This is a genomic window from Undibacterium sp. KW1, assembly GCF_009937955.1.
GTDB lineage: Bacteria > Pseudomonadota > Gammaproteobacteria > Burkholderiales > Burkholderiaceae_D > Undibacterium.
The window spans coordinates 3,505,831-3,524,237 of sequence record NZ_AP018439.1; the positions used below are offsets into that span (position 1 = coordinate 3,505,831).

The window sequence follows — 18,407 nt, forward strand, 5'->3', positions numbered from 1 at the left end:
GCGAACACAAGGTTCGCTTTTTTAACTGATTACAGCACTAATACTGTCAGAACATCAAATTTCTTCGTACAAAGGCAGGGTCAGGAATTCAGCAAAGTCTTCCGACGTTGACATCTCTTCAAAAATTTGTGCGGCACGGTCATAAGTAGGACCTGTACCAGCAACTTCTTTCACCTTGGCCAACTCTTCCGGGATCATGGCGCGGACCATGTCGGCGGTGACCTTGCGGCCATCTTCCAGGTTGCCCTTGGCAGAACGTATCCATTGCCAAACTTGTGAGCGGCTGATCTCTGCCGTTGCCGCATCTTCCATCAGGTTATGGATAGGTACGCAGCCATTGCCAGCCAGCCATGCACCGAGGTAATGAATGCCGACGTTGATGTTGTAACGCAGGCCCGCCTCAGTGATCGGTGTTTCTGGCTGGAAGTTCAGCAAATCCTTGGCGCTGACTTCGATATCAGGGCGTTGTTTGGAAATCTGGTTCGGTGCATCGCCCAATACTTTCTTGAACTCTGTCATCGCCAGTTCTACCAGGCCTGGATGAGCAACCCAGCCGCCATCGTAGCCATCAGTTGCATCGCGGGCTTTGTCATTGCGCACACCGCCCATGGCGATCTCGTTTTTCTCTGGATCGTTCTTGATAGGGATCAGTGCTGCCATGCCACCGATAGCTGGTGCATTACGCTTGTGGCAGGTTTTCAGCAACAGCAAAGCATAAGAACGCATGAAAGGCGCTGTCATGGTGACCTTGGCGCGGTCTGCCAGACAGAAATCTTTGTCGTTCTTGAACTTCTTGATGCAGGAGAAGATGTAATCCCAGCGACCTGCGTTCAGGCCTGAGCTATGCTCGCGCAGTTCATACAGAATCTCGTCCATCTCGAAAGCAGCAACGATGGTTTCGATCAGCACTGTGGCCTTGATCGTACCTTGTGCCAGACCAATTTCATTTTGTGCCATGACGAAGATGTCGTTCCACAGGCGCGCTTCCAGGTGGGATTCCATCTTGGGCAGATAGAAGTAAGGGCCAGCACCGCGTGCCAGTTGTTCTTTGGCGTTATGGAACAGGAACAGGGCGAAATCAAAAATGCCGCCAGAGATGCGCTTGCCATCGACCAGCACATGCTTTTCATCGAGGTGCCAGCCGCGTGGGCGTACGACCAGGGTGGCGATCTTGTCGTTCAGTTTGTAAGACTTGCCATTTTGCTCCAGGCTGATAGTGCGGCGCACGGCGTCGCGCATATTGATCTGGCCTGTGATCTGATTGTCCCAGTTAGGCGTATTGGAATCTTCAAAGTCTGTCATGTAACTGTCAGCCCCTGAGTTGAAGGCGTTGATGACCATCTTGCGTTCTACCGGGCCGGTGATTTCTACACGACGGCATTCCAGTGCTTTGGGGATAGGTGCGATCTTCCAGTCACCTTCGCGGATATGACGTGTTTCTGGCAGGAAGTCTGGCTGTTCACCGGCATCCAGGCGCTTCGCACGTTCTACGCGGGCAGCCAGCAATTCCTGACGGCGTGGCTCGAAAGCGCGGCTCAGTTTGGCAACCAGGGCCAGGGCATCTGGGGTCAAAATTTCGGCGAAGCCTGGCTTGATTTCGCCGCTGATTTGCATGCCTTCAGGTAAAGTCAGTTGTGTCATTGTAGTCTCCAAAAAATGAATTAAAACGAAATCAGTTGCGGTGTTTTGCGATAAAGGGAATCAGGTCTTTGAGCGTGTGCCCTACACCATGCGGCGTCACGCCCAGTTGTTCCAGAGGTGCGTTTTGCCGGTTGACCCAGAAGGTGGTGTAACCAAACCAGGTGGCACAACAGGCATCCCAGCAATTGCTGGATACAAACAAAATGTTTTTTGCTGGCACACCATATACATCGGGTGCCATTTGATAGGCTTCAGGTGCGGTCTTGAATTTCTTGACGACTTCGACGGACAGCAAATGGCTGAATATGCCCTGCATGCCTGCCGCATCCACCGCTGACTGTAGCATGTGCAGGTTACCGTTCGATAAAACAGACATTTTCATGTCTTGTGCCTGCAAGGCTTGCAGGACAGGCAGGTTTTCAGGAAAAGCTTTCAGTCGCGCATACTGACCCATCAGGCTGTTTTGTGCATCCAGCGTCAAATCCAGATTCAGTTTCTGGCAGCAAAATATCAATGCATCCTGGGTGACTTCCCAGAATGGTTTGTACATGCTGCACATGGTGCGCAGGCGGGTGTATTCAATCTGCTTGTCGCGCCACAGTTCTGCCAGTGCCCTGCCCTTGCCAGGGAACAGCTTGTCTGCCAGTTCGCTGATGGAATACACATCAAACAGAGTACCGTAGGCGTCAAAGGCGATGGCAGAGATGGTCATGGTTTTATTGATTGCGCTGAATGTGTGAGACTGGCCTGGATGTGAAAGATTAAATGGCAAACATCATGAAAGCAGTATATTCAATATAAAATACTATAATCATCGAATTTCATCACTACATCTTTTCATTTTAGTTGCAAATGGAGAGATAAGAAGCCAGGCTGCCATGGATCAATTCAAACAAATCTCTACCTTTGCTGAAGTAGCAACACGTGGCAGCCTGTCTGCAGCCGCCCGTGCTGAAGGCGTGGCCCCGGCCATGATAGGCCGCCGTCTGGATGCGCTGGAAGAAAGACTGGGGGTCAAACTCTTGCAACGAACCACCCGCAAGCTGGCGCTGACCAATGAGGGCGAAGCCTTTCTCGAAGATTGCCAGCGCATCCTCGCAGACCTGGAAGCAGCGGAAGGTGCGGTATCAGAACGCAGCGCCCGTGCCAGTGGCACCTTGACGATTTCAGCCCCCGCAGGTTTTGGCCGCCAGCATGTGGCCCCGCTGATGCCCTCTTTTTTAAGTGAGCACCGCGATGTGAAGCTGACGCTGAGCCTGAATGACCGGGTCGTTGATTTGATCGGCGAGGGTATAGACGTGGCGATACGCATTGCAGCTTTGACGGACTCCAACCTGATAGGCGTCAAGCTGGCAGACAACAAGCGTGTCGTGGTTGCCTCCCCTGTCTATATCAAACGCCATGGCACACCGCGCACCCTGGATGAGCTCAGCAGACACAATTGCCTGGCTTTCAGTGCTGATGGCAGCCAGCGTGGCTGGACCTTTCGCCAGAACGGCAAGAATGTTACGCTCAAGGTGGAAGGCAATATGGTCTGCAATGACGGCGAAGTGCTACACGACTGGGCATTGTCAGGCAAAGGCCTGGCCTGGCGCTCCATGTGGGAAGTGGGTGCAGAAATTGAATCAGGCAAGCTGGTCACGGTGCTAGATGAATTCAATGCACCGGGCAATGATATCTATGCGATCTTTGCCCAGCGCCGTCACCTGCCCTTGCGCATACGTGCCTTCATCGACTTTTTGCGTCATGCCTATAGCCAGCCGGATTACTGGCAAAAATCCTGAGCATGATTTTTGCCATTCAGGTTTGACTCCTGAGTGTGGCGAATTAAAACTCTTCCCAGTCATCCTGCGCTGCTGAAGCTGCCGGTTTGGCTGTCTTTTTCGGCGCAGCCGGAGTTGCCGCAGGCAGTGATTTGACTGCAGACCGCTTAGTCACAGGATTATCCCTGATGACAGCTTTTGCAGGTGAAACCACGGCAGGCTTGCTACTATTGTCACCCGCATCGTTTGCATCAATCTTGAAGATACTTACGGCATGGTTCAGGTTATTGGCCTGGTCACGCATGCTGCTGGCTGCTGCCGCTGCCTGCTCTACCAGCGCGGCATTTTGTTGGGTAGCCTCATCCATCTTGCCTATTGCAAGGCTGACCTGGTTGATACCATCTCTCTGTTCGGCGCTGGCAGAAGTGATTTCTGCCATGATATCGGCGACGTTCTTGATGGAGACCACGATTTCGTCCATGGTCTTGCCCGCATCATCGACCAGGCGGGAACCTACTTCGACCTTATCGACAGAATCACTGATGAGTTCCTTGATTTCTTTGGCGGCATTGGCCGAGCGCTGCGCGAGATTACGCACTTCAGTCGCGACCACGGCAAAGCCACGGCCCTGCTCACCCGCACGGGCAGCCTCAACGGCAGCATTCAAGGCCAGGATATTGGTCTGGAAGGCGATGCCGTCAATGACACCAATAATATCGACAATCTTTTTGGAACTTTCCTTGATTGATGACATGGTGTGCACCACATCACCCACCACCTGGCCACCTTTGCTAGCGACCTCAGACGCATTCGATGCCAGGGTATTGGCCTGGCGTGCATTATCGGCATTCTGCTGCACTGTCGATGTCAGCTCTTCCATGGACGAAGCGGTTTCTTCGAGGCTGGCAGCCTGTTGTTCGGTACGGCTGGACAAATCCATGTTGCCAGTCGCAATTTCTTCTGAAGATACGGCGATAGAACCGCTTGATTGCCGCACCATGGTGACAGTTTGCATGAGGCTCTGACGCATGTTTTCCAGTGCAGTAACAAGTTGCCCCATTTCGTCGCGGGATGTTGGTTTCAGTTGCTGGGTCAGGTCACCATTGCCTATCGCCTCAAATTGGCTAATCGCCAGCTTCAGTGGATGAGAAATGGCAGCCAGCAAAAAGTAGGCAAAGATAATCACTGCAACCAGACCACCGATCACACCCAATACGTCAACCCATAAAAACGTTGTAAAAGCCCGCTCACTATCTTTAAGGGAGTTGGCAGCGCCAGCAAATTGATAATCACTGAGCTTAGCCATCTGATCAGAATAGGCGCTGTAGGCTGGCGGCACTATCTTCATATTGATGTTGTCCGCTTCTTCCTTATTACCTGCCTTGATGGCATTGAGCATGGGAAGATGCGCACTGTTGATGTACTTATCGCGCAAGGCTGTGACTTCATCGGAAATCTTTTTCTCTTCGACGTCTTGCGGCAAAGCCAGGTATTTTTTCCAGTAATCTTCAGATTGCTTTAAGAATTCTTCTGAGCGCTTGATCGTTTCCGCAGTGTCCGGGAATTCTGGATGGGCGATGGCCCTGTCCAGAGAAGTACGGGCACGAAGGATAAAGACGCGGGATTGCCCAAGTGCTTCGACCGAAGGCAACTGATTAGTGAAAATTTCCTTGATGACGGCATTGCTGTTCCTGACGCCATATATCCCCATCAATCCGCCGATTACCAGCATGATTGCCATGAAAGCCATAGCACCTATCAGTCTTAATCTGATTGTCAGATTGAACATCTTCACTTCCCCTTTTTATGTTCCAAATTCGGAACAAGAATACAAAAATTCTTGTTGAGAGTATTGATCCGAGACAACTTTAGTGCGTCTGTGGGAAATTAAGTATAAATAAGTTTAGAAATATTAGGGAAAGAAAATTTTGTATTTTTGTAAAAAAAATCCCCGGAGAACCGGGGATTTTTTGAGCAAATCTGACATAACGCCAGACTAACAAATCAGCAATTAGATTGCTTGGATGTTAGAAGCTTGCTTGCCTTTAGGGCCTGTAGTTACTTCAAAAGAAACGCGTTGGTTTTCTTTCAAAGATTTGAAGCCGTTAGATTGGATAGCGGAGAAATGAGCAAACAGATCTTCACCGCCTTCATCTGGAGTGATGAAGCCGAAACCTTTTGAATCATTGAACCATTTAACAATACCTGTTGCCATTACAATTTCCTATTTCAGTTAATGTGGGCATATGCCCGATAGATCGTTTCAACCAAGTAAGAAATGACAGACTGATACTGCACTACCACTTTGAATCTCAACGACTGAACGATTATACGCAGAATTTCGGGAAAAAGTAAAATAAAACACCAGGTACTCGATTAATCTTGCATTTTCAGAGGGAAAACACGAGTTTCAAAGGAAAAAACGTCACGAAACTGTCACATTCCATCTAAACAGGAGCAATCAATACTGCTTAGAACCTGTTCGAGATCTTTTTTGATCACCCGCGCCGCAAGAGCAAAGTGAGAAATGCCAAATTAACGAATTGCAAGCTGGTATTTAATTGTCGCTCACAGTTTTTCCAAAGGCGATGGCATTTCTCAAGCCAGGCAAAAGAGCGTTCCACCACCCACCGCTGAGGCATGACACTAAAGGTGTGGAGTTCATTGCGCTTGGCAACTTGTACGGACGCCCCCAGAATTTGATGGACACCCTCAGCAAAAGGGCGTCCCGTATAACCACCATCGACGAGCACGCTGGCAACCTTGCCCAAGGAATGCTTGTGCTGCTCAAACGCTTCCAGTGCTCCCTTTCTATCCGTGATGTCGGCTGTTGTCACGGCAATGGCATGAGGTAGCCCCTCTGTGTCAACGGCAATATGGCGCTTGATTCCTGATATTTTCTTCCCTGCATCGTAGCCTTTGTGTTTTGCCGTATCCGTGTTTTTGACACTCTGGGCGTCAACAATCAAAAAGGTGCTGTGTACGTTCCGACCATGTTTGGTACGGGCCGCGCCAACCTGATTTTTTTAAAGCCTGCTCCAGCAGGCTTAACTCACTTCCCAACGGCTTCTCTTTCCATTGCTTAAAGTACGTGTACACCGTACTTTTAGGAGGAAAGTCGCTCGGTATCATGTCCCACTGGCAGCCACTTTTTAACACGTACAATACCGCGCAAAAAACATCATATAAATCCACTTGGCGCGGCTTGGTTTTCTTGCGTGCGCTCAGCAGAATATCTTCTATCTTTGCAAACTGTTCTCGACTTATGTCGCTTGGGTAGATTTTTCTCATCTAACCGAGTTTACGCAATATTCCTTTTGTTTACAATAAGATCTCGAACAGGTTCTTAGTTCAGCTTGCCGCCGAAGTGTGCGGTACGCTTGTCAAGAAAAGCCGAGACCCTTCAGCAAAGTCCGGGGTCATGGTGACTGAGGCAAAAGCCTCGATTTCATCACTAACCTGCTGCTCAAGCGAAGTCGCGTCAGACTGATATACGAGGCGTTTCATTCTGGCATAGGTTTCCTGCGGCCCGCGCAACAGGCGCATTGCTAGTTTTTCTGTGACATCTTTTAATTGCTCAGGTGGTACCACGAGGTTAATCAGGCCAAACGCCAGGGCTTCATCAGCATCAAAATTTTCTGAAAACAACAACCATTCCAGTGCCTTGCGGTTACCAACCAGACGCGGCAAAAACCAGGTGTTGCCCACATCAGGGCTGGCACCTATCTTCGCATACGCCATATTAAATCGTGTGCCCTTGGCCGCAATGACCAGGTCTGCCGCGTTCATGGTTCCCATGCTGCCACCAGCAACCGCACCATGCACAGAGGCAATCACGATCGCAGGCAATTTGTGCAGGCGCAATATTGCCTGATTCAGCTCGGCACCAATTTCACGTATGGCCTCGGGAGATGCCGGGTCGCCGGGCTTGAAGCTGGCAATATCCCCGCCCGCTCCAAACACTTTGCCTTCGGCACGGATAATGACCACGCGTATGCTGCGGTCTTCTGCCAGCAACTCGGTTAACTGGTTCAGGGCACGTATCTCTGCTGCACCCATAACGTTCATGCAGTTTGGATTATCAAAAATAATGGTAGCCAGTCCATTTGCTTTTTCCAGACGTATGCTCATGCTGCTCCCCCTTGTTGTCGCTTGTATCTACACGTTTGTATCTACATCCTAGTACAAGTGGGCAGAAAGGCAATCAGGCACGGCCATGCAACATAAAGGCGGCGGCTCCTGTCGCAATTCTGTCACCCTTCTCGTTACGCAAGTCCATCAAGACATTGGCGACACGCTTGCCCAGCCTCGTGACTTCGGCAGTAGCCACAAAGTGCTTGCCGCGCCCTGGTTGCAGATAATCGATACGCAAGTCTATGGTGCTCATCTTGCCAAATTCCTTGATCTGCGAGATCACATCGTCCTGTGGGTTGTGTTGCGCCATTTTCAGCAGGATGGCGAATCCCGCTACGCTATCGAGCACAGACGCGATGACGCCACCATGCAGCATGCCCTGGGCAAAGTTGCCGAGCAATTCGTCACGCATGCCTATGGACAGGCGTGGGGCATCCGGGTCAAAACTGTCGAGTTTCATGCCCAGCAAATGACAAAACGGGATTTTTTCCTCTATCACCATTTTAAGCATGCCCTGAAACTCTGGATTATTAATGATGTTTTGTGTCATTGCCTTTTTCCTACTATCCTGTGAGTAAAATGGTAACAAAATAATTAATCAAGCATTTGCTTTATTAATTGTATCATCATACACTTGAGCAGCAATAAAGCCATCTAGCCCTCATATACAGACCAGCAAAAAGGAGAATGAAATGACCGAAGCCTATCTTTTTGATGCGCCACGCACACCGCGTGGCAAAGGCAAGAAAGATGGTTCGCTGCATAGCGTCAAGCCCATCTCTTTATTGTCGGGCCTGATGCAGGATATGCAGCAACGCCTGTCGCTGGACACTGCACTGATTGACGATGTCGTGCTGGGTTGCGTTACCCCCATAGGCGACCAGGGAGCAGACATCGCCAAGACGGCGGCCCTGGCAGCAGGCTGGGACTGGCAGGTCGCTGGCGTGCAACTGAACCGCAAACCAGTATGCAAACCGACTTTTTACCGCAAGGCATAGGGGCAGACCTGATCGCTACTCTGGAAGGCTTCAGCCGCGAAGATGTCGATGCCTTTGCCCTGCGCTCACAAGAAAAAGCCACGGCGGCACGGGCGGCGGGCCGCTTCAAATCCCTGCGCCCTGTGCGCGATATGAATGGCCTGGTAATACTGGCTGAAGATGAATTCATCAAACCACAATCCAGCATGGCAGCACTGGCTTCTCTCAAGACTTCATTTGAGATGCCGGGCAAGATGGGTTTTGACAGTGTCGCCATACGCAAGTATCCGCACATAGCGAGTATCAACCATGTGCACACTGCTGGTAACTCGTCCGGCATTGTCGATGGTGCCGCCCTCGCCCTGATAGGTACAGAGGCCATGGGCAAGCGCCTGTGCCTGAACCCGCGTGCCCGCATCGTCGCCAGCGCAGTCACTGGAACAGACCCCACCATCATGCTGACCGGCCCTGGCCCTGCGACGCTGAAAGCCTTGAACAAAGCAGGCCTGAGTATTGAAGACATAGACCTGTTTGAAGTCAACGAAGCTTTTTCTGCTGTCGTCATGAAGTTCATGAAAGACCTCAAGGTACCGGAAGAAAAAGTCAATGTGAATGGCGGCTCAATTGCCCTCGGCCACCCGCTGGGGGCAACTGGCTGCATGTTGCTGGGCAATCTGATTGATGAACTGGAAGCGCGTCAGTTAAAACGAGGCCTGATCACCCTTTGTGTGGGTGGCGGTATGGGAATCGCCACCATCATAGAGCGCGTATAAACCAGAACATAAGAACGAGAAAAACATCATGATCAATTACAGCAAAGACGAACATCAAATAGTCACTCTCAACATCGACATGCCGGACTTGTCAGTGAATACCATGAACGCGGCATTTCGCGATGCACTGGCATCTGCCGCAGCCAGGCTGGAAGAGGAAAAAGAGCAAGTCAGCGGCGTCATTCTGACATCTGGCAAAGACAGTTTTTTCGCAGGAGGCGATTTGCGTGAACTCATCAGCATTCAAGATGCCAAAGCCTGCCTGGAGATGGTGGAGAAAAACAAGGCAGTATTGCGTCGCCTGGAAAAACTGGGCAAACCGGTAGTTGCCGCCATCAATGGCAGTGCTCTTGGTGGTGGCCTGGAGTTGGCGCTGGCCTGTCATTACCGCGTCGCCCTGGAAAATGCCAAAGCAAAAATTGGTTTCCCTGAAGTGACGCTGGGATTATTGCCAGGCGCTGGCGGTGTCGTGCGTACTGTACGCCTGCTGGGCTTGCAGGAGGCCATGCCTCATCTGCTGGAAGGCAAGCAAGTTTCTCCTGCAGCAGCCGTCAAGGCTGGCCTGGTACATGCCATCGCCAGCAGCCATGAAGATATGTTGCAGCAGGCTCGTGCCTGGATACTGGCAAACCCGCAGGCACAGCAGCCGTGGGATGATGCAGCCTATAAACTACCCGGTGGTGCAGCCAACTCTGCCAAGTTGCTGCCGATGATCATGGTAGCACCTGCCATGTTGCGCGAAAAAACCAGGGGCAATTATCCAGCGCCCGAAGCGATACTGGCAGCCATGGTAGAAGGTGCGCAAGTTGATTTTGATAACGCCCTGAAAATTGAAGGTCGTTACTTCACACATCTGGCAACTGGCCAGGTCGCCAAGAACATGATAGGTACCCTGTTCTTCCAGATGCAGGAAATCAGTTCTGGCAAAAGCCGCCCGTCGAACATCTCCAAATCCAAAGTAAACAAACTCGGCGTCATTGGTGCTGGCATGATGGGCGCTGGCATAGCCGCTGTCAGTGCAGCGCGCGGCATACATACAATATTAAAAGAACAGACACAGCAAAAAGCTGAGCAGGGCAAGACCGGCATTGCCAACAGCCTGCATAAAAAAGTCGGCCAGGGTCGCCTGTCTGCAGAAAACGCAGCGAATCAGCTGGAACTGATACAGCCTACTGCAAGCGCTACTGATTTTTCAGGATGCGACCTCATCATCGAAGCCGTGTTTGAAAACCGTGAGATCAAGGCCAGCGTCAGCAGCGAGGCGGAAAACATGCTGGCTACGGATGGCATCATGGCCAGTAATACCTCTACCCTGCCGATCAGCGGCCTGGCAAAAGCCGTCAAAAATCCTGAACGCTTCATAGGCATACACTTCTTTTCACCCGTCGAGAAAATGCAGTTGGTGGAAATCATCAAGGGCAAGCAAACCAGTGAGACCACACTGGCACGCGCTTATGACTATGTACTGCAAATAGGCAAGACACCCATCGTCGTCAATGACTCACGCGGCTTTTTTACCAGCCGGGTGTTTGCCAGTTTTGTCAACGAGGGCCTGAGTATGCTGGCAGAAGGCTTGCCGGCTGCACTGATAGAAAATGCAGCACTCTCGGTTGGTATGCCGGTGGGGCCTCTGGCAGTGCAGGATGAAGTATCACTGAGCCTGTCACGCCATGTCGCAGCGCAAACCAGGGCTGATCTGGAAGCCGAAGGCAAAAACTGGCAGGCACCCGCATCTGCGGCCATCATCAATGCCATGCTTGATGAACATCAACGCGCAGGCAAGGCTGCTGGTGCGGGGTTTTATGAATATCCTGCAGATGGTGGCAAGAAGTATCTGTGGCCCGAGCTAAGCGCATTATTTGGTAAAGCAGGACACAGCCTGCCCTACACCGATTTGCAAGACAGGTTCCTCTACATACAGGCTATAGAAACCTTGCGTTGCCTTGATGAAGGTGTGCTGGAGTCAACTCGCGATGCCAATATAGGTTCGATTTTTGGCATAGGTTTTCCGGCATGGACGGGGGGGTGCGTGCAATATGTGCATCATGTGGGCTCACAGGCATTTGCCAGGCGTGCAGCAGAATTGTGGTCACTCTATGGAGAACGCTTCTCTCTGCCGGAAAATTATCTGAGACTGATACAAACTGGTGCTCATGATTGAGTTAGCACAAACAAAGTAAAACTAAGGCTGACCTGGAGTTGGCAGGTCATTGACTTGAATATGCCTGTACGTGTTCAATAGTGTTTGTGTTCTTGGTACTTGCCTGGCAACAGAGCAGGCAAACACTATCCCTGACTGGAGGTGTATTTTGATCAAACTGCATTTCTTGGGTGCCGCTGGCACTGTGACTGGCTCACGTTATCTGCTGGTGTCGGACCGCAGCCACATCATGGTGGATTGCGGCTTGTTCCAGGGTTACAAACAACTGCGTTTGCGTAACTGGGAAGATCCCCCTTTTGATCCATCGAAAGTCGATGCGATTTTACTGACCCATGCCCATCTTGATCACTCTGGATATATCCCATTGATGGTCAAACTGGGGTTCAAAGGCAAGATTTACTGTAGCAAGGCCACATTCGCGCTCTGTAAATTATTATTGCGCGATTCTGCCCATCTGTTTGAAGAAGAAGCAGCCTACCTGAACCGTCACCACCTGTCCAAGCATGAGCAGGCCCTGCCTTTGTATGACAGTAATGACGTTGCCAAGGCACTCAAGCATTTCCATTACATTGACGAACATACCAGCATCAAGATAGCCGATGACGTTCAGGCAAAATGGATACCGAACGGGCACATCCTGGGCTCTTGCAGCATTTCTTTAAAAATGGAACAGACCAGCCTGTTATTTTCTGGCGATGTCGGGAGGCCGCGCGATTACATCATGAAGGCGCCAGAATTCCCGGAAAGAACTGACTACCTCATCGTAGAATCAACTTACGGTGATCGACTGCACAGTAACAGTGTTCCCGAAAACGATTTGCGCGATGTCATCAATAGCACCGTACAACGTGGTGGCTCGGTGCTGATACCCTCGTTTGCCGTTGGGCGTGCACAAACATTGCTGTATCTGTTATACCAGCTGCGCAAGAACAAGCAGATACATGACTTTCCGATTTATCTGGACAGTCCCATGTCTGAAAGTGCGACGAGCATCTATAGTCACTATGCCGACTCACTGAAGCTCTCGGCTGAAGATATCGCTGGCATAACAGCCATGACCACCTATGTCAGGACGCCAGAAGAATCCCAGCGCCTGAACAATGAACGCTGGCCAAAAGTCATCATCTCTGCCAGCGGCATGGCCACTGGTGGACGGGTGTTGCATCACATGAAATACATCGCGCCCGACGACAGGAACACCATCGTTTTTTGCGGCCATCAGGCTGGTGGCACAAGAGGCGAGAAATTGGTCAATGGAGCAAGCACGGTGCGTATTCACGGCCAGGATGTCAGGGTGCGCGCCAAGGTAGTGATGGTTGACGGTTTATCGGCCCATGCTGACTATGAAGAAGTGCTGGGATGGCTGAAACACCTGAAGCAAGCACCTTTGCGCAGTTTTATCACCCATGGCGAGCCAGCAGCGGCTGACCATCTGCGCCAGCAAATAGAGCGTGAACTGGGTTGGCGCTGCGAAGTTCCTGAACATTTATCCTGCTACAGGATAGAAGGCAAAACTCTGACTTCCCTGCGTCCACAAATACTGTGATAATCGCTGTTCGTATAAACGAACATCGGTGAATCTATGCAGGCACTTGCGGGAACCAGGAAGAGGTATCGTGTATCTTTACTAGCGGGCAGCGCTTTTTTAATGGCATGCCTCCTGAGTACAAACAGCCAGGCAAAGCCTTTGCTGCGTTGCTATGTCAGTTATGCTGGCAGCATGCAGACCATAGAGAGCCAGATCGTGCCTGACCCGTATGATGTGAAGACTACCGATATAGGCGAGCGTTTTACTTTCAAGGCAGTCATGGTCGGCAAGGCGCAGCAGATAGACTATATCAAGCTGTACGCTTATTTCCAGACTCGTCGCAGCGATATCCCCGTCCATCAGGCGACTTACCGCCCTCCCTTCAAAGTCAGCAGCAAAGAGAGCCCACTGACGCCGCAAAATTCAGTCTATGCGGGTGATGTAGAACGTGAACTGCAGTACCGCTGCACTTTGCAGGAGGTGCAGCAATGAAACTCAAGTCTTTAAGTCATCTTCTGGCAGCATTTATTCTGACTGGCACGCTCGCACAAACAGCCCAGGCTCAGGAACAAGACGACAGTGTCAGCATATTGTTTGCAGGCGATGTCGTCCTTGATGGCAAGCCAGGCAAAATGATCGCCGAGGGCAAAGACCCGTTTTTTGCCTTTGCCAAATTATTCAAAAGTGCAGACATTCGCGTGGTCAACCTCGAATGTGTAGTGGCCACGACGGGTGATGCTGCCGACAAGAACTTCACCTTCCGTGCCCATCCCCGTACCCTTGCTACGCTGAAGCAGCATGTTGATGCAGTGTCGATTGCCAATAATCATTCCGGTGATTTTGGCCGTGGGGCTTTCCAGGAAATGCTGACCTTACTCGATCAGCAGCAAATCAAACGCTTTGGCGGTGGCAATAATTTGCGTGAAGCGCATACACCACTGATCATAGAAAAGAAAGGCTTGCGCATTGCCCTGCTGGGTTACAACGAATACATGCCGCGCAGCTTTGAAGCGGAAGCGCAGGCAGCCGGTGTAGCCTGGAGTGAAGATGAACAGGTAGTACTTGACATACGTAAGGCACGTCAGCAATACCATGCCGATCTGGTCATACCCTTCATGCACTGGGGCTGGGAAAATGACAAAGTCGCCGTTGACAGGCAACGCCAACTGGCCAGGCTGATGTTAGATGCAGGTGCAGATGCCATCATCGGTGGCCATCCCCATGTGATACAGGATGTTGAGCATTACAAGGGCAAGCCCATCATTTACAGCCTCGGTAATTTCGTCATGGATGAGCTCGACAATGAACCGCAAACCCGTGGCTGGGTCATCCGCCTGCAACTAGACAAGAAAGGTGTCAAAGCCTGGGATACACGTTTGGCCAAGATAAATGATGATGGCGTGCCCCACCCTGTACCCGAAGCCAGCACGGCGTGCTGGAACCGCAAGGATGGGCAGCTCAGGCAATGCAGCAACGCTGAATGAATTTTCTGCCTCTACACTTTGACTGCTGCGGGCACATCCAGTACAACATCCGAGCAAGCCTGGGCGACACAGGGCAATATCCAGCCCTCCTGCTTTTCTTCCAGGCTCAGTCCCGGCCAGTCTATCTGGTAGCGTATCTCCCCGGCCCGCATCTGGCACATGCAGGTGCGGCAGGTACCGTTGCGGCATGAATTGGGAATGCGTATGCCTTCCAGCAAGGCAGCTTCCAGCAGGCTGAGTTCATCTATGGCTTGGCAAGTCCAGCCCTGGGGTTGTATGGTCACAGTCCATACCTTATTCCCTAACACATCCTGCTTACTCATTTTTTCTCGCAATCAACCTTGTCTTCATGCCTGAATTTTACTAGATTGAAAGCCTGCCCTCCTGTTGACTACCAGCAGTGGCAGAAGTCTTTCCAGGAGCTCAACATGATGACAGCCAGTGCACATCTACTTTCCCAACAGCAAGACACTTATTCAGAAAGGCGCAATGCCCGCGCACCAGACTTTATACTGATGCAGCTTGATCCCCGCGATGTCATAGAAGGAGTAATGTTAGAAGAAGGTTTTCAATCCGAGGATGCGCCCTCGGCAGGTTATATGCGTGAGCATTGCCCCCACTGCAGTGGAGTACAGTTACAGCTCATACTGCGCTATAAATTCGTCAAGCGCTCCCACCTTTTTTGCAGCAGTTGCACACGCTGCTATGATGCCTTATATCCAGACGGCACGTCGGCACTGGCATTGAGTGCCATGTCACTGGTTTGACAACAGCAATATCGGCAACGTCAGCAATATCGCAAGTCCAAAATAAAACGGCATTTCCTCGCTATCGCCAAGGAAATGCCGCTCTGTAAAGCTTGCCTGTAAGACTGGTTCTTACACCACAGTCTGCAAGCGCATGGCCACGCCCATGTCGCCGGACACTTTGAGTTTGCCCATCATGAAACCGTTCATAGGATTCAATTGACCCGTCAGCAAGGCTGCCAGGTTTTCCAAAGAAATTGTGATGGTGCAGCCTGCTTCCTTGTTTTCATTGCTGACCGTATTTGGTGTCACCAATGCATCAACAAATACCACGCCATCATCTCCGCAATCAAATTTCAGGGTAGCGTTCAAACCACTATCATCACCAACTTTAGCGCGTATCGCTTCTGTGCAAGCTTGCAGATCCATGAATTACTCCAGAAAAAATTTAAACGACTTGCAATGTATCACGGCAGGCTTTCGAGGGACAATACTAGAAGAGTATGGAACTCAATCCCTATACTTACTTCAATATGCAAGTCAGCATCCAGTAGTAAGTGTTCCTGAAAATGCGGATGTCGCGCACCGCAGGACCAAATTTTTTGCGCAGTGCACTATCAGTAGGGAAATTTTTGAGTATTTCTACCCTGCTGCCATCTTCCTGCTTGCGTAACTGAAAGGTATTGCCTTCCAGATCAGTGCGGGCAATCACTGTGCTGCTGCCTTCGACATAGTTATTGTCGATCAACACCAGTGTCGTGCCTTTACCCGTTACCTTGCTCAGATGACCCAGCAGGCTGGTCTGATCATCACGCATCACATGTGACCAGAAAAAACCGGCAAAACATGCAGAGTATTGACCTGCCGCCGCAGCAGGCAAGTCATGCAGGTCCGCCAGAGCAAATTGCACTTTGCCTTCAGGGTAAGCTTTGGCCTGGGCCACATCGAGCATGGACTGGTTATAATCAGTCGCCACGACGCTTGCTGCCACCGGGGCAAAACGCTCAGTCCAGTAGCCTGTGCCACAGGCCACTTCCAGCACGCGCTGATCTTTCAATACGTCCAGGACTTTGCCCTGGATTTCACGCAAGTCTTGCTGGCGCTCAGGTTTTTGGTAAACCTTTTCCAGCGTTTGTGCACGTTGCGCATAGTATTCGCGCATTTTATTTTCACTCATTTTTATCTTTCAACAGAAAATCTACCAGCTCTACAAATCCCGCGCCATATTCGGCATGACAGACATAGGCTGGATGGGCCTCAAACCTGTCAAGGTAATTGCGTATGTTTGCCACTCCGACCGAGAGCGGGTAATGGGCAAACATGCTGGCATCATTGGCAGAATCACCAATAAATACATAAGTCTTTTTTGCAGCTTCATCGCTGACGCCAAATACTTCATGCAACACCCGCTGGCTCATGCTTTGTTTGCTGAAGGGCGCAACCGAGGCATGGGCGTGGATGCTGCTGGTAGTCGCATGAAAACCATGTTCACGGATCAGGGCGACAACTTCATTCAATTGCGTCAGCGGTATCGCAGGAATATCTTCAGCAATATCAAATGCCAGGTCACCGATGCGTTGCGCAGCATCTGCAGCAGGCAATACATCCGGGAAATGCTGGCGCATGGTGTCAGCAAAATCCAGCAGGCGCTGCCTGTGTTGCAGACGGGTTTGTGCATCGGCATAATACATCGCCTGCTGCTTGCCATTTTTATCGAGCCAAAAAGCACTCGCGCCATTCTCGGCAATGACTGCATCAAAATCACATAGCCTTAATAGAGGCAAGGTCCAGTAAGTAGGTCGGCCAGTCACGGCTATGCGCCGCAAACCCGCATTTTTTGCACGGTCCAGCGCGGTCAGCGCAGCCACGGTCAGCTTGCCATGGCTGCTGAAGGTGTCATCAATGTCCGTCAGTATACCGCGCACCTGCCTGCGTTGTTCTGCAGGCCAGCTACTCAGTGCCTGCATGCTCATAAATCGTAAGTATCCTTATTGCCCTGCATGACATTGTCTATCATTTTACGGTTCAGGGTAGGATTCAGTAATTCTATAAAGGTATAAATATAGCTGCGCAGATAAGCACCCTGCTTGATCGCCACCCGCGAAATATTCATGCCAAACAATTGGCCGACTGGTATGGCGCGCAAATTCTTGTCGCGCTCGGCATCAAAGGCCATGCCTGCTATGATGCCTATGCCCATGCCCAGTTCTACATAGGTCTTGATGACGTCAGCATCAATGGCTTCGAGCAGGATATCCGGTTTCAGGTTACGTATCTGGAAGGCATGGTCTATCTTGCTACGGCCAGCAAAGGCAGCATCGTAGGTAATCAGGGAATAATTGGCGATTTCTTCCAGACTGACATTCTTCAATTTCAGCAAGGGATGTTCGGCTGGCACGACCACAACATGCTCCCATTGATAACATGGCAAGGAGATCAGTCCATCAAAACCGGCAATGGCCTCAGTTGCTATCGCAATATCTGCCTGGTCACGCATGACCATCTCGGCAATTTGCTTGGGGTTACCCTGCAATAAAGATAATCTTACCTTGGGGTATTTTTGCATGAAGGCCTGCACCACCTTGGGCAATGCATAGCGTGCCTGGGTGTGGGTGGTGGCGATGGTAAAACTGCCGCTGTCCTGCGCCGCAAACTCCTTGCCTATGCGTTTAAGCCCATCAATTTCCTGCATGATGAGCTCAACTGACTTCAACACTGCCCTGCCCGGCTCGGTCAGGCCGCGTATGCGCTTGCCATGACGGGTGAAAATATCAACGCCCAACTCCTCTTCAAGCTCAATAATTGCCTTGGAAACACCTGGTTGCGATGTAAATAAGGCCTTGGCAGCCTCAGTCAGATTAAAATTCTGTCTTACAGCTTCGCGTACAAAACGCAATTGATGTAGGTTCATGGGTAGTTTTTTTTGTAAAGGCGAGGATAATCTCGTAGAACCTATCTACGATCTTACTGCGCGAGTGTGATCGGGGCTCATGCGCTGCTCAAAATGCTCATGTACTAGAGTACATTCCGCTTTTTGCGCTGCGTTTTTGTTACCGTGACCCCGCTGACACTCGCTCGCTACAGATCGTAAATACGTTCTTATGCAATTAGACCTAGGTTAGCATCGTTTTATATGCATGCGCTAGTATATAGACCCTGAGCCAAGAATTCCATGTTTCCACCAATTACAACATGCACAA

Annotated in this window: 18 protein-coding genes and 1 pseudogene; 7 read left to right on the top strand and 12 right to left on the bottom strand. The window is 50.8% G+C overall.

Features of this window, described 5'->3' with window-relative positions; all coding sequences use genetic code 11:
* Positions 1-54 precede the first annotated feature (54 nt).
* On the bottom strand, positions 55-1,641 hold the full coding sequence (gene aceB / locus UNDKW_RS15835; protein ID WP_162059451.1) for a malate synthase A: 1,587 nt from the start codon (positions 1,639-1,641) through the stop codon (positions 55-57).
* 31 nt (positions 1,642-1,672) lie between these two features.
* Complete coding sequence (locus UNDKW_RS15840) at positions 1,673-2,353, bottom strand: haloacid dehalogenase type II (RefSeq protein ID WP_162059452.1); 681 nt, start codon at positions 2,351-2,353, stop codon at positions 1,673-1,675.
* Positions 2,354-2,519: 166 nt separating this feature from the next.
* On the opposite strand from UNDKW_RS15840, the gene UNDKW_RS15845 reads away from it, so the two are divergent.
* Positions 2,520-3,425 (top strand): LysR family transcriptional regulator, encoded by a 906-nt coding sequence (locus tag UNDKW_RS15845; protein WP_162059453.1) that lies wholly within the window; start codon positions 2,520-2,522, stop codon positions 3,423-3,425.
* Positions 3,426-3,468: 43 nt separating this feature from the next.
* Here UNDKW_RS15845 and UNDKW_RS30855 read toward each other — a convergent pair whose 3' ends face one another.
* The 5 genes from UNDKW_RS30855 to UNDKW_RS15870 form a co-directional block, all read right to left on the bottom strand.
* The gene (locus UNDKW_RS30855; protein ID WP_162059454.1) at positions 3,469-5,193 is read right to left on the bottom strand and encodes a methyl-accepting chemotaxis protein; all 1,725 of its coding nucleotides are present in this window, start codon (positions 5,191-5,193) and stop codon (positions 3,469-3,471) included.
* A 222-nt stretch (positions 5,194-5,415) separates the two neighbouring features.
* A complete protein-coding gene (locus UNDKW_RS15855; RefSeq protein ID WP_007878889.1) occupies positions 5,416-5,619 on the bottom strand; it encodes a cold-shock protein in 204 nt (67 codons plus the stop codon).
* Positions 5,620-5,902: 283 nt separating this feature from the next.
* Positions 5,903-6,695 (bottom strand): IS5 family transposase gene (locus UNDKW_RS15860; protein WP_162059447.1). Its coding sequence is split into 2 segments (ribosomal slippage): positions 5,903-6,431 and positions 6,430-6,695, totalling 795 coding nucleotides; the frame shifts between segments, so codons are not numbered across the junction.
* A gap of 60 nt (positions 6,696-6,755) precedes the next feature.
* On the bottom strand, positions 6,756-7,535 hold the full coding sequence (locus tag UNDKW_RS15865) for an enoyl-CoA hydratase/isomerase family protein (RefSeq protein WP_162059455.1): 780 nt from the start codon (positions 7,533-7,535) through the stop codon (positions 6,756-6,758).
* Positions 7,536-7,608: 73 nt separating this feature from the next.
* Positions 7,609-8,088, bottom strand: a complete 480-nt coding sequence (locus UNDKW_RS15870) for a thioesterase family protein (RefSeq protein WP_162059456.1) — start codon at positions 8,086-8,088, stop codon at positions 7,609-7,611.
* A 142-nt stretch (positions 8,089-8,230) separates the two neighbouring features.
* Here UNDKW_RS15870 and UNDKW_RS15875 point away from each other — a divergent pair.
* The 5 genes and pseudogenes from UNDKW_RS15875 to UNDKW_RS15895 all read left to right on the top strand — a co-directional run bounded on the left by UNDKW_RS15875 (position 8,231) and on the right by UNDKW_RS15895 (position 14,461).
* Positions 8,231-9,288, top strand: a pseudogene (locus UNDKW_RS15875) (acetyl-CoA C-acyltransferase).
* Between the two features lie 28 nt (positions 9,289-9,316).
* Positions 9,317-11,449 carry a 3-hydroxyacyl-CoA dehydrogenase NAD-binding domain-containing protein gene (locus UNDKW_RS15880; RefSeq protein ID WP_162059457.1) on the top strand — a complete coding sequence of 711 codons (2,133 nt, stop codon included), beginning with the start codon at positions 9,317-9,319 and terminating at the stop codon, positions 11,447-11,449.
* A gap of 151 nt (positions 11,450-11,600) precedes the next feature.
* On the top strand, positions 11,601-12,995 hold the full coding sequence (locus tag UNDKW_RS15885; RefSeq protein ID WP_162061968.1) for an MBL fold metallo-hydrolase RNA specificity domain-containing protein: 1,395 nt from the start codon (positions 11,601-11,603) through the stop codon (positions 12,993-12,995).
* A gap of 102 nt (positions 12,996-13,097) precedes the next feature.
* Positions 13,098-13,469: a hypothetical protein gene (locus UNDKW_RS15890; protein ID WP_162059458.1), complete on the top strand. Its 372-nt coding sequence runs from the start codon at positions 13,098-13,100 to the stop codon at positions 13,467-13,469.
* Positions 13,466-14,461, top strand: coding sequence for a CapA family protein (locus UNDKW_RS15895; RefSeq protein WP_162059459.1), 996 nt, complete (start codon positions 13,466-13,468; stop codon positions 14,459-14,461). The genes UNDKW_RS15890 and UNDKW_RS15895 overlap by 4 nt, the downstream gene beginning before the upstream one ends.
* Positions 14,462-14,472: 11 nt before the next feature.
* Here UNDKW_RS15895 and UNDKW_RS15900 read toward each other — a convergent pair whose 3' ends face one another.
* Positions 14,473-14,784 carry a 2Fe-2S iron-sulfur cluster-binding protein gene (locus UNDKW_RS15900; RefSeq protein ID WP_162059460.1) on the bottom strand — a complete coding sequence of 104 codons (312 nt, stop codon included), beginning with the start codon at positions 14,782-14,784 and terminating at the stop codon, positions 14,473-14,475.
* A gap of 105 nt (positions 14,785-14,889) precedes the next feature.
* Between UNDKW_RS15900 and UNDKW_RS15905 the strand changes: the two genes are divergently transcribed.
* Positions 14,890-15,228, top strand: a complete 339-nt coding sequence (locus UNDKW_RS15905) for a hypothetical protein (RefSeq protein WP_162059461.1) — start codon at positions 14,890-14,892, stop codon at positions 15,226-15,228.
* A 111-nt stretch (positions 15,229-15,339) separates the two neighbouring features.
* On the opposite strand, the gene UNDKW_RS15910 is transcribed toward UNDKW_RS15905, so the two are convergent.
* From UNDKW_RS15910 to UNDKW_RS15925, 4 genes are all read right to left on the bottom strand, one after another.
* The gene (locus UNDKW_RS15910) at positions 15,340-15,636 is read right to left on the bottom strand and encodes an SCP2 sterol-binding domain-containing protein (RefSeq protein ID WP_162059462.1); all 297 of its coding nucleotides are present in this window, start codon (positions 15,634-15,636) and stop codon (positions 15,340-15,342) included.
* A gap of 94 nt (positions 15,637-15,730) precedes the next feature.
* Entirely contained in the window at positions 15,731-16,384 is a 654-nt protein-coding gene (locus UNDKW_RS15915) for a class I SAM-dependent methyltransferase (protein WP_162059463.1), read from the bottom strand.
* Positions 16,377-17,180, bottom strand: a complete 804-nt coding sequence (locus UNDKW_RS15920) for an HAD family hydrolase (protein ID WP_162059464.1) — start codon at positions 17,178-17,180, stop codon at positions 16,377-16,379. The genes UNDKW_RS15915 and UNDKW_RS15920 overlap by 8 nt, the downstream gene beginning before the upstream one ends.
* Positions 17,177-18,118 carry a CysB family HTH-type transcriptional regulator gene (locus UNDKW_RS15925; RefSeq protein WP_162059465.1) on the bottom strand — a complete coding sequence of 314 codons (942 nt, stop codon included), beginning with the start codon at positions 18,116-18,118 and terminating at the stop codon, positions 17,177-17,179. The genes UNDKW_RS15920 and UNDKW_RS15925 overlap by 4 nt, the downstream gene beginning before the upstream one ends.
* Between the last annotated feature and the right edge of the window lie 289 nt (positions 18,119-18,407).

What these genes read in the sequence shown, in the direction of transcription:
- UNDKW_RS30855 (WP_162059454.1), bottom strand. Translation starts at nt 5,193, where the DNA reads ATGTTCAATCTGACAATCAGATTAAGACTGATAGGTGCTATGGCTTTC.
- UNDKW_RS15880 (WP_162059457.1), top strand. Translation starts at nt 9,317, where the DNA reads ATGATCAATTACAGCAAAGACGAACATCAAATAGTCACTCTCAACATC.
- UNDKW_RS15890 (WP_162059458.1), top strand. Translation starts at nt 13,098, where the DNA reads ATGGCATGCCTCCTGAGTACAAACAGCCAGGCAAAGCCTTTGCTGCGT.
- UNDKW_RS15855 (WP_007878889.1), bottom strand. Translation starts at nt 5,619, where the DNA reads ATGGCAACAGGTATTGTTAAATGGTTCAATGATTCAAAAGGTTTCGGC.
- UNDKW_RS15910 (WP_162059462.1), bottom strand. Translation starts at nt 15,636, where the DNA reads ATGGATCTGCAAGCTTGCACAGAAGCGATACGCGCTAAAGTTGGTGAT.
- UNDKW_RS15845 (WP_162059453.1), top strand. Translation starts at nt 2,520, where the DNA reads ATGGATCAATTCAAACAAATCTCTACCTTTGCTGAAGTAGCAACACGT.
- UNDKW_RS15870 (WP_162059456.1), bottom strand. Translation starts at nt 8,088, where the DNA reads ATGACACAAAACATCATTAATAATCCAGAGTTTCAGGGCATGCTTAAA.
- UNDKW_RS15865 (WP_162059455.1), bottom strand. Translation starts at nt 7,535, where the DNA reads ATGAGCATACGTCTGGAAAAAGCAAATGGACTGGCTACCATTATTTTT.
- UNDKW_RS15920 (WP_162059464.1), bottom strand. Translation starts at nt 17,180, where the DNA reads ATGAGCATGCAGGCACTGAGTAGCTGGCCTGCAGAACAACGCAGGCAG.
- UNDKW_RS15840 (WP_162059452.1), bottom strand. Translation starts at nt 2,353, where the DNA reads ATGACCATCTCTGCCATCGCCTTTGACGCCTACGGTACTCTGTTTGAT.
- aceB (WP_162059451.1), bottom strand. Translation starts at nt 1,641, where the DNA reads ATGACACAACTGACTTTACCTGAAGGCATGCAAATCAGCGGCGAAATC.
- UNDKW_RS15895 (WP_162059459.1), top strand. Translation starts at nt 13,466, where the DNA reads ATGAAACTCAAGTCTTTAAGTCATCTTCTGGCAGCATTTATTCTGACT.
- UNDKW_RS15915 (WP_162059463.1), bottom strand. Translation starts at nt 16,384, where the DNA reads ATGAGTGAAAATAAAATGCGCGAATACTATGCGCAACGTGCACAAACG.
- UNDKW_RS15925 (WP_162059465.1), bottom strand. Translation starts at nt 18,118, where the DNA reads ATGAACCTACATCAATTGCGTTTTGTACGCGAAGCTGTAAGACAGAAT.
- UNDKW_RS15905 (WP_162059461.1), top strand. Translation starts at nt 14,890, where the DNA reads ATGATGACAGCCAGTGCACATCTACTTTCCCAACAGCAAGACACTTAT.
- UNDKW_RS15900 (WP_162059460.1), bottom strand. Translation starts at nt 14,784, where the DNA reads ATGAGTAAGCAGGATGTGTTAGGGAATAAGGTATGGACTGTGACCATA.